The sequence below is a fragment of the uncultured Flavobacterium sp. genome, from assembly GCF_963975005.1.
Classification (GTDB): Bacteria; Bacteroidota; Bacteroidia; order Flavobacteriales; family Flavobacteriaceae; genus Flavobacterium.
Genome location: NZ_CAXBFR010000104.1, coordinates 1 through 10268, shown reverse-complemented (window position 1 = coordinate 10268; position 10268 = coordinate 1). Strand labels below are relative to the sequence as shown.

Genomic DNA, 10268 nt, shown 5'->3' with positions numbered 1-10268 from the left:
TAAAAGCCTAACAGCAATGTTAGGCTTTTTTTATACCCAGTAATTACTGAGGTTTTGAAATTTTATTAAAATTAAAATTTATGAAATTATGTCAAAAACCTAAATTAAAAGGTATCATTTCAGGTAACATCTTTTTTTACAAAAGGTAACACTTTTTTTTACCCAATTGTATGTCTAACTAAAACCAAAAGTTATGACAAATGACAATTTTAAAATTCTGTTCGTTCAAGCAAAAAACAGAATAAACAAAAAGAACGAATCACCATTATTTTGCAGAATTACCCTAAATGGTAATAGAAAACAAATAAGCACTGGAATTCACTTAGAAAGTGAGTCTTGGGATGCTAAAAACCAAATAGTCCTAAAAACTAATAAATCCTCAGATCTTCACAACTCTCAAATTGAAACAATAAAATCTAAAATCAATAATTTATTTGTAATTCTTAGATTGCAAGAAAACTCTTTTTCATTAGACGACATACTCAATAACTATTTGGGTAAAGATTTGAAAGAAAGCGAACACATACTCTCCTACTACAAAAAGTATCTCTCCAAAATAAAAAAACTAGTAGGATTAGAGATTAAAGAGAGTACATATAATAAGTTTGTATATGTATGTGGTCATTTAGAAGTTTTCTTAAAATGGAAATACAAGAAAACAGATTATCCATTAAAAGAATTAAACCTTCAATTTTTAAGTGATTTTGACTATTATTTAAAGACAGAAAAGAATCAAAAGCAAATAACTATAAACAAAACCATTCAAAGGCTTAGAGCGCCTATTAAACAAGCTATTTCAGAAGGTTATTTAGATAGAGACCCATTCATTCTCCACAAATCAAAAAAAGTCCTTAAAAGTGTAGTATTTCTAACCACAGAAGAATTAAAAACTCTTGAAGAAGCTATACTATATCAAAAGAGACTGGGTTTCATACAAGACTTATTCATATTCTGTTGTTATACAGGCTTAGCATTTAATGAAATGGCAAATCTTGAAAAAAAACATATTCAGAAAGGATTTGATGACATTAATTGGATTCAGATGAAGCGTGAGAAAACTCAAAGACAAATATCTATTCCTATACTTCCAAAGGCTCAAGAACTAATTAATAAGTATTCAAGTGACAGCATTCATATATTTCCACCAATAAGTAATCAAAAATTCAATTCCTACATGAAAGAGATTTCAGTAATTTTAGGTATTGAAAAGAGACTAACACATCATACTGCAAGAAAAACATTTGCCTCTACAGTATTACTTTATAATGATGTACCAATGGAAATAGTATCAGAATTACTAGGTCATTCGAATATGCTAATTACACAGGAAAGTTACGGAAAAGTAGTTCAAAGTAAAGTAAGTGAACAAATGAGTATTTTAAGTAAAAAATTAAATTCTACAAATGCGGGAAACCGTAAAGATTAAATTTATTTTATATCTATAATTGCAAAAGAATTATTCAGATAAATCAAAAAGTTCATTTACATCGATATCAAAAAAAGTTGAAACCTGGTAAAGAGTATAGATTGAGGTGTTAATTACTCCTCTTTCTATTCTACTTATTTGAGAAATTTCTAAACCTAATTCGTTAGCAAGTTGTTCTTGCGTAAAACCCTTAGATTCTCTTACTTTTCTTAAGTTTTTACCAAACAGCTTTAATATTTCAGATTTATCCTTTTTTATCACAGGATAAAAATCGCACAATAACACATCTAATCAATAGGCATATTTGCCTATATTTGTTAAATAAAAAATTAATGTATATATGAATACGATAATAATAATAGTGGTTTTAGTAGTTATTTACTTTATAATAGCATTTAATAAAGAAAATGAAGCTAAAGAAACCCTTAAAAGAGAAAGAACAATTAATAATAATAAAATTGCTAATGTTCATTTTGAAAATTTAATTCAAAACGAATTGAATAGTCAAAACATGCTACTTGAAATACACAAGATGTTTATTAAGGAACTAGAAAAAGAAGAATTTATAAGTAGAGCTTTTATTATGGAAGACGTCTTACTCATTGAAATATTTAATTATGTGAATGAATATGATGTAATTAAATTTGCTAATGAATTAGTAGCCTCTTTGGATGCCAATGTTGGAATAAAGACTGTAAAAGTCTTTGATATAAACGGTATTTTAATAACTGCTGAATCAAGAAAAAATCATCAAAATTAACTTTATGAAAGAACCTAATTCAATTATAGAATTCATAGGGATATTAATACTTATGGCAATTATCATTGGTGTTTTAGTTACCATATTAAGTGAGGCGAGTGAAAAAATAAAAAAAAGTAAACTTCAATTGAATCAATCAATTAATACAAATATTAATATAACAGATAAATCTAATAAAAAGATAAACTTTGAAAACGATAAAATTATGATGGAAATAAATTCCATGTTTTATGATTTTTGTTTTTCAACTGATACAGCAAAAACATTACTTACTGATAATGATATGCAAGACAATATAATGAATGGCATTTTATTATTTCATTTTGAATCTGAAAAACTTTTGGAAAAAATATTAAAAATATTTCTCGGAAAAAAATATAATTTTGAATTAGGTGATGGTAGCTATAATTCATATTATGTTAAAGGTTGTAAGTTTTATATAGATGTAAATAGAGAATATATTGGCAATGGAGATAATTTTTTTGAAATTTTATACAATGATTTTGATAATATAGTAGATGCTAAAAATAATAAAGTATTAATTGCAAAAGAATTTATAGTTTATTGTGAAAAAGGTTACCCAAAGGCAATATTCGTTATAGTTTATGATCCTAATTTAAATATTAATATTTTAAAAAGAGTTCATGTAAATGGAAATAACTTAAATCTTACTTTAATAAAGGATGTAGCAAGTTCTGAATCTATCAATTATTTAGAAGAATATATTTTTAAAAATTTATAATATGGGAGAACATATCAAAGCAAAATGTAAAATTTGCAACTTTAAAACAGGATTTAATTATGGTGGTGGAAAATACGGTTATAAAACAGACGACCCTGTACCAGCTTATAATAAAATAACTAATGAATTAGAAAGTGTAAATTATTATGTTGAAAAAAACAATCCAAATTACGTTTTTTATACTCAAATCGAACTCAAAGGAAACAACGAAGGAAAAAATATTTTTAGGAATTTTAATTTAGAACTAAATGAAGTAAATAACTTTTGTCCAAAATGCAAAAATTTTAGTCTAGATTTTTATATATACATATTATATTAGTCGCAAATCTGTCATTAAAAAACATGCAAAAACCAGCGTAAACCCTTTTTATTAAAGGGTTTTGTTGTTTATAAAATTCAGTAACATTATTGATAGTAGATAAGTTAATGATAGAATAGATAGATAATAATTAATAATATTTTTTTTTAATATTTTTTTATCAATGAAAACGTAACTAAAGCCAAGATCATCCCCCGACTTAAACAAAACTTTGGGCATTACCCCGTCAAGATAACTGAGGAATTAGAGTCATCACTCCACTTTTTCTCAACTTTTGCGGGATAGCCCGTTATGTTTAATCTTAAAATTTAAAAAACTATGGTACTAATTACAGATTACAAAATTAACACAAGAGAAGATGGTGAAAAATTCTACTCTTTGGTGGTTCAAGGTGGTGTTGAAGCAGTTGTCAGCAAAGAAACTGGTAGAACTTATTTGACTGCAAAAACTGCAAGGGTTTCATGCACCTTTGATGAAACAATGTGTCAGTCATTAATTGGAACTTCATTGCCTGGTGCAATTTCAAAAGTTGAAGTTGTTCCTTACCAATATGTTATTGAAGCAACTGGTGAAGTCATTGAAAGAAACCATCGTTATGAATACATGACAGATGAAGCAGCAATTATCAATGAAAATGTTCACCAAGAAGAAATGGTAGAATAAACAAAATTATTATACGCCATACAGATTTAGTCAAGAGGAATTTCCATTACGGGAGTTCCTCTTTTTTTATTTAATTAACCTTTAAAAATAATATTATATGAAATTACAAAAAGCCAAAAGGCATCAAGTCAAACTAAAAGTTGGCATGTCAGGACCAAGTGGTTATGGTAAAACCTATAGTGCTTTATTATTAGCATTTGGAATTACTAATGACTGGAATAAAATTGCTGTTATTGATACAGAAAACAATAGTGCAAGTTTATATTCACATTTAGGAGAATTCAATATACTTCCTTTAAATGAACCTTTTTCACCTGAAAGATATATTGAAGCCATAAAGATTTGTGAAGCTTCGGATATTGAAGTTCTTATTATTGATTCAATTTCTCACGAGTGGAGTGGTAAAGGAGCTTGTTTAGAAATACATGAACAATTAGGTGGAAGATTTATGGATTGGGCGAAGATTACACCTCGCCATAATTCCTTTTTAGACGCTATAATTCAATCTAAAATTCACATTATAACTACATCAAGAAGAAAAGTAGATTATAGTTTAGATCAAGATAGTTCTGGTAAAACAAAAGTTATGAAGCTTGGCACAAAAGAAATTCAACGTGAAGGCTATGAGTATGAACTTACAGTCAATTTTGAATTCTTAAATGACAAACATTTAGTTACAGTAAGTAAAGATAGAACCGGCTTGTTTGTTGGAAAACCAGAATTTATAATTAATTCTTTTACAGGAAAAAAACTAAAAGACTGGTGCAATCAAGGAGTTTCAATTGAAGAGTTGAAAGTAGAAATTGAAAATTGTACAACCGAAGAGGAACTAAAAGCAATTTATAACAACAATCCTCAATTTAGCAAAAAAATATACCCACTAATTGTTTCAAAAAAAGAGTCTTTAAATGCTTTAAATACTCAATTAGTAAAAGAGAATTCTATTATAACTAATCCTAAATTACAATTACATGGAAACGATAATACAGAATTATAATCATCAAATAGTTGAAGATGAATTGATAGTTAAAAACACAAAAACTAGCTTTATTGAAGCAAATACCATTAAAGTTTCATTAGAACATTTAAAAAATGACTGCAACATACCTGTATTTGCTAAAGACAACGAAACTACTATTTCACATTTTGAATTTATTAATACCGTTAGAGAAGTTTTAAAAGAAACTTTAGAATATCAAGGAGATTTAATACCTGATATAAGAGTTTCTCACGTCATTAAAGGTAGAATTCCAAGTGCAATTGGTAAACCTGCAAAAGAGTTGCTTGAAGAAGAGAAAACAATTTATTATGAGCGTATGGCATTCTTGTTTGAAATTCCTGAAATTAGTGAAGTTGTAAATGGAAATAATATAAGTCTTTGCATAGGCGGAGTAAGAGCTTATAACCAAGAAAATTTATTCAGTAAAAAATCTATTGAAAAGTTTAAAATTTTTATAGGATTTCAAAACAAAGTTTGTACAAATCTATGTATTTCTACAGATGGATTAATTGAAAATTTAAGAGTAAGTTCAAGTCTTGAGTTAGCGGAACGAACAAACTTGTTGTTTGAGAGTTACAACAGAAGAGAACATCTTGATGTAATGAAGAAAATGAACGATTATTATTTAACAGAAAATCAGTTCGCTCACTTAGTTGGCAAAATGAAGTTCTATCCTCACTTAGACAAGGAAGTTAAAAAAGAATTATTTCCTCTAAAAATCAATGATACACAAATTAATTCAATTGTCAAAGATTATAATTTGGATCCTAACTTTTCAAAATCTAAAGATGATAAAATCAGTCTTTGGAATGTATATAATCTCTTTACAGAAGCCAATAAAAGCACTTACATTGATAGTAATTTAGAACGTAATGTAAATGCATACGAGTTTATCAATTACATAGGTAATTTGCTTAAAAACAACCAGTCAGATTATTTCTTGCATAATAATATAATAGCGTTTTCGTAGCAAATTACTATAAAAAATTCTATTAAAAAATGTAAGAAAATCAAATAAAATGACAAAAAAAGAACTTGCAGAGACCCTAAAATACAGTTCTCCTAACGTATTATATGTTATTACTTGGAACAATATATTAAAGAAAGTATTTTGTCCGTTTGAAGTACGTGTAATGCATAATATTGGAGATTTATACTGTGGTGAAGAAGTTTTTGTAGAAGAGGTTAAAGTAGATATGGAATTAACAACTATCTACATTATACGTGGTAAAGCATATTATTATTACCACTTTGAAATTATCATTTAAAGATATAATTTATATCTTTTTTTGATGATACTCTATACCTTAAAGCAGTTATGTTGTATTTTAATAACCAAATTTTGAGTCGTTTTCTGCTATATCAAAAAAACCCTGAAAATGTATTTAGCTATTTAATTTACTTCCGCAATATGTTTTTATTATTGTGGAAAGTAGATTATACTGCAAAAAAAGGGTTCAATTTCAGCTTAAAAACATCACCAAAACGCTATTAGAATTTTTTTAAAACTTAAAGTTTAGGGGTCAAATCTATTGACTTTAGCTTCGAAATTGCTTATATTTGTGTAAATCCTTTCAAGATGATTCTCATCTACACCTTCTATGTTCTATAGAAGTTTTTAAAATTCAAAATTCAATTTTAACAACCAAATACTTTTGCCAATGATATAGTGAAGAAAACTTAAATCCAATTCAATCTTAAAAAATTGAATCTCAATGCTTATTAAATAAGTTTAATGAGTAAAGTATGGTAAAAACTCTCGCCAAATGGAGAACTGATGATGATAAATGACAGAGAGATTTTATAATTGCAAAACAACAGATTATGTTTCAAAAATACATTGAAAAAAAATATGATTTTTTAAGAAACGAAGTAACAAATAAAATTTTATTCAAAGAAAAAGGAGAACTTGAATATAAAAAATTTGATGAAATTAACTTCAACACAACCCTAATTAAACTTGAAAAAAAGGGTTACAAAACAACTCCAAATAAATTAAGTACATTCTTATATTCAAATTATGTTAAATCATATGACCCTTTTAAAGAATACTTTGAATCTCTCCCTAAATGGGATGAAAAAACTGACCATATAAAACTTTTATCTGAAACAATTAATACAACTAATGATGATTACTTTCAGTGGTGTTTTAAGAAATGGATAGTAGCTTTAGTGGGCTGTTCTTATAAAGAAGAAATAACAAATCAGAATGTAATTATTTTTTCTGGTGGTCAAGGTATTGGTAAAACTAGATGGGTAAGAACATTAATGCCTGAAAAAATGAAATCATATTTATTTGAAGGAACAATTATGCCAAATGATAAAGACACAAAATTTTATTTAGCAGATAAGTTCTTGATAAATATGGATGAATTAGTTTCATTTGGAAAAGCTCAAAATGAATTTTATAAAGGTTTAATTACACTTGAACATATTGAACAAAGAAGACCTTACTCAAGAGAAGCGATTAGGCTTATGAGAAGGGCTTCTCTAATTGCAGGAACTAACAATACGGAGATTTTAACTGACTTAACTGGAAACAGGAGGTATTTATGTGCAGAAGTTATTAAAATTAATCCTGAACATAATATTGATATGAATAAAGTATATAGTCAAGCCTATTTTTTACTTCAAAACAATTTTAAATTTTATTTTGATTCTAAAGATATAACTAGAATTAATGAAGAGAATAAAAAGTACTTACAAACTCCAGAAGAATACGACATTATAGACGAGCTTTTTGAGTTACCTAATGACAACATAAGCTCTATACTTATGAGTGCATCAGAAGTTTTAGATTACATAAAATTACACAAAAAACCTCATAAAAATATTAGTGTTGAACAAGTTGGAAAAGCACTTGTTTCATTTGGGTATAAAAAAGTAACTAAACTTAAAAAATACAGATTAGCATTAAAAAATCAACAGTTTAATATAGCATCTTAAAAACAAGGTGTATAAGGTGTATAGGGTATTTATTAAAAGTAATAAATTAAAGTTTTAATAAAGCTTTATCAATTTAACCTATACACCCTATCCACCATAAAAATTATAAACGAAATGGAAAATGTAAAAGGAATAATTTATAAGGTCATTAATAATGAAACAAACGAACAATACATTGGGGCTACAACAAAGTCAATTGAAAAAAGAAAAGAAGACCATTGCCAAAAGTCAAATTCTGGAAGTAATATTAAATTTCATGAAGCTATTAGTACTTACGGACCCGATACCTTTCATTGGGTACAAATTGATACAGCAAATAATTATAATGAATTAGCTAAAAAAGAGATAAAATATATTGAAGAAAACAATACAATAGAAGAAGGCTATAATTCAGACAAAGGTGGAGGTTTTAAAAAAAGCATCTATAAGTATGATTTAAGCGGAACCTTAAATTTTACTTACAATAATTTAACTGAAGCTGGTGAAAGTATAAATGCTAGAAAACAAGATATCAGCAGAGCTTGTTGGAGCATTAACAACGCATTAGGAGGCTTCTTATGGAGTTATGATTATGCTGAACCATTTATACCAAAAAATGATAACAGAAGAAAAGAAGTGTTCCAATATAGCTTAAAAGGAAACTTATTAGCAAGATATGTTTCTGCTTCTGAAGCTTCAAGAAAAACAGGAGTGTCTAAAACCTGTATAACAAGATGTTGTAGAGAAGAAAGAGAACATTCAGGGGGATTCTTATGGAAGTATATTTAAAATTAAAGACGGTTAACAGCCGTCTTTTTTTATACGCAAAACTCAACGTTATTATAATAAATAGATGGAATGATGGAAACCGTAAACTAAAACCATTTTAATAAAATATATTTGCTGAAACCATAATATGGTTATAAGTGAAACATTTGATAAAAGGTAAAATTAATTATTGTAAGTATTATTGTATTCATTTCAATATAGTTTTCACTATTACTTCCGTATATTTATCACTTTAAAAATAACATCTTAGGATTAACATATAATAAACGCATACAAAACAAACATGATTACAGGAGAAATAAAATCGCAAGTAGATAAAATATGGGAGTCCTTTTGGACAGGTGGAGTTTCTAATCCATTAACAGTAATTGAGCAATTTACATACCTCCTATTCATCCGTAGACTAGACGAAATACAGTTGCTAGAAGAGAAAAAAGCAGCAATGATTAAGAAACCTATTGCTAATCCTATTTTTACAGAAGAGCAACAAGAATTACGTTGGAGTTCATTTAAGAACAATGACCCTCAAGCGATGTTTGACTTGTTCACAAGACCATCAATTGGAGGAACAACTGTCTTTGACCACATGAAAGAAGTGGGAAGTGATTTAGGTGTTTTTGCACAATACATGAAAGGTGCTACATTTATGATTCCTACTCCAAGACTATTGGACCAAGTAGTGCAAATGATTGATAAAATCAAAATGGAAGATAGAGATACTAAAGGCGATGTCTATGAGTATTTACTATCTAAAATTGCTACAGCTGGAACAAACGGACAGTTTAGAACACCAAGACACATCATTCGCATGATGGTTGACATGGTACAACCTAGCAAAGAAGATACCATTTGTGACCCATCAGCAGGAACAGCAGGATTTTTAGTTTCTTCAGGAGAATATTTACACGAAAAACACCCTGACTGGTTTCATGAGAAATCTTTTAGAGAACATTATAACAGTGATATGTTTACTGGGATTGAATTTGACAATACAATGTTACGTATTGGTGCTATGAACTTACAATTACATGGTATAGAAAGTCCAAACTTAATAGGTAAAGATGCTTTGAGTGAAGGTAATGGAGATGTTAGAGATAGGTTCTCATTAATCCTTGCCAATCCACCATTTAAAGGAAGTTTAGATTATGATGGTGTAGAAACTTCTATTCTAAAAGTAGTAAAATCAAAAAAGACAGAATTACTGTTTTTAGGATTAATGTTACGTATGTTAAAAGCAGGTGGAAGATGTGCCGTAATTGTACCCGATGGCGTGTTATTTGGAAGCTCTAACGCACACAAACAAATAAGACAAGAGATAATAGAAAACCATAAATTGGATGCTGTAATTTCAATGCCAAGTGGCGTATTCAAACCTTATGCAGGAGTAAGTACAGCTGTTTTGTTCTTTACTAAAACAGGAACAGGTGGTACAGACAAAGTTTGGTTTTATGACATGCAGGCAGATGGTTTTACTTTAGATGACAAGCGTGCAGAAACCAAAGATAATGACATACCAGATATTGTAACTCGTTACCATAATTTAGACAAAGAAACCAACAGATTACGTACCGACAAAAGTTTTTTAGTGCCTTTTGAAGACATTAAAGCCAATGACTGGGATTTGTCTATTAACCGATACAAAGA

12 protein-coding genes are annotated in these 10268 nt (G+C 28.1%); 11 read left to right on the top strand and 1 reads right to left on the bottom strand.

The genetic code is table 11. From position 1 onward, the window contains the following. Window positions 1-193: 193 nt before the first annotated feature. A complete protein-coding gene (locus tag AACZ53_RS11485) occupies window positions 194-1426 on the top strand; it encodes a site-specific integrase (RefSeq protein ID WP_339838517.1) in 1233 nt (410 codons plus the stop codon). 30 nt (window positions 1427-1456) lie between these two features. Here the strand turns inward: AACZ53_RS11485 and AACZ53_RS11480 are convergent, their stop codons facing one another. After that, window positions 1457-1687, bottom strand: coding sequence for a helix-turn-helix transcriptional regulator (locus AACZ53_RS11480; RefSeq protein WP_339838515.1), 231 nt, complete (start codon window positions 1685-1687; stop codon window positions 1457-1459). A 79-nt stretch (window positions 1688-1766) separates the two neighbouring features. On the opposite strand from AACZ53_RS11480, the gene AACZ53_RS11475 reads away from it, so the two are divergent. The 10 genes from AACZ53_RS11475 to AACZ53_RS11430 all read left to right on the top strand — a co-directional run. Further along, entirely contained in the window at window positions 1767-2186 is a 420-nt protein-coding gene (locus AACZ53_RS11475) for a hypothetical protein (protein ID WP_339838513.1), read from the top strand. A gap of 4 nt (window positions 2187-2190) precedes the next feature. Next, the gene (locus tag AACZ53_RS11470) at window positions 2191-2928 is read left to right on the top strand and encodes a hypothetical protein (RefSeq protein ID WP_339838511.1); all 738 of its coding nucleotides are present in this window, start codon (window positions 2191-2193) and stop codon (window positions 2926-2928) included. A 1-nt stretch (window position 2929) separates the two neighbouring features. Continuing rightward, window positions 2930-3247: a hypothetical protein gene (locus AACZ53_RS11465; protein WP_339838508.1), complete on the top strand. Its 318-nt coding sequence runs from the start codon at window positions 2930-2932 to the stop codon at window positions 3245-3247. A 318-nt stretch (window positions 3248-3565) separates the two neighbouring features. Next, window positions 3566-3910, top strand: coding sequence for a hypothetical protein (locus AACZ53_RS11460; protein WP_339838505.1), 345 nt, complete (start codon window positions 3566-3568; stop codon window positions 3908-3910). Between the two features lie 97 nt (window positions 3911-4007). Further along, window positions 4008-4907, top strand: a complete 900-nt coding sequence (locus AACZ53_RS11455; RefSeq protein ID WP_339838501.1) for an AAA family ATPase — start codon at window positions 4008-4010, stop codon at window positions 4905-4907. Next, window positions 4882-5880, top strand: a complete 999-nt coding sequence (locus tag AACZ53_RS11450) for a DUF3871 family protein (RefSeq protein ID WP_339838499.1) — start codon at window positions 4882-4884, stop codon at window positions 5878-5880. The genes AACZ53_RS11455 and AACZ53_RS11450 overlap by 26 nt, the downstream gene beginning before the upstream one ends. 49 nt (window positions 5881-5929) lie before the next feature. Next, the gene (locus AACZ53_RS11445; RefSeq protein ID WP_339838497.1) at window positions 5930-6178 is read left to right on the top strand and encodes a hypothetical protein; all 249 of its coding nucleotides are present in this window, start codon (window positions 5930-5932) and stop codon (window positions 6176-6178) included. A gap of 556 nt (window positions 6179-6734) precedes the next feature. Continuing rightward, window positions 6735-7856: a VapE domain-containing protein gene (locus AACZ53_RS11440; protein WP_339838494.1), complete on the top strand. Its 1122-nt coding sequence runs from the start codon at window positions 6735-6737 to the stop codon at window positions 7854-7856. Between the two features lie 114 nt (window positions 7857-7970). Continuing rightward, on the top strand, window positions 7971-8624 hold the full coding sequence (locus AACZ53_RS11435; protein WP_339838492.1) for an NUMOD1 domain-containing DNA-binding protein: 654 nt from the start codon (window positions 7971-7973) through the stop codon (window positions 8622-8624). 283 nt (window positions 8625-8907) lie between these two features. Continuing rightward, window positions 8908-10268, top strand: a 1361-nt coding sequence (locus AACZ53_RS11430) for a class I SAM-dependent DNA methyltransferase (protein WP_339838489.1), incomplete at its 3' end; no start/stop codon positions are given.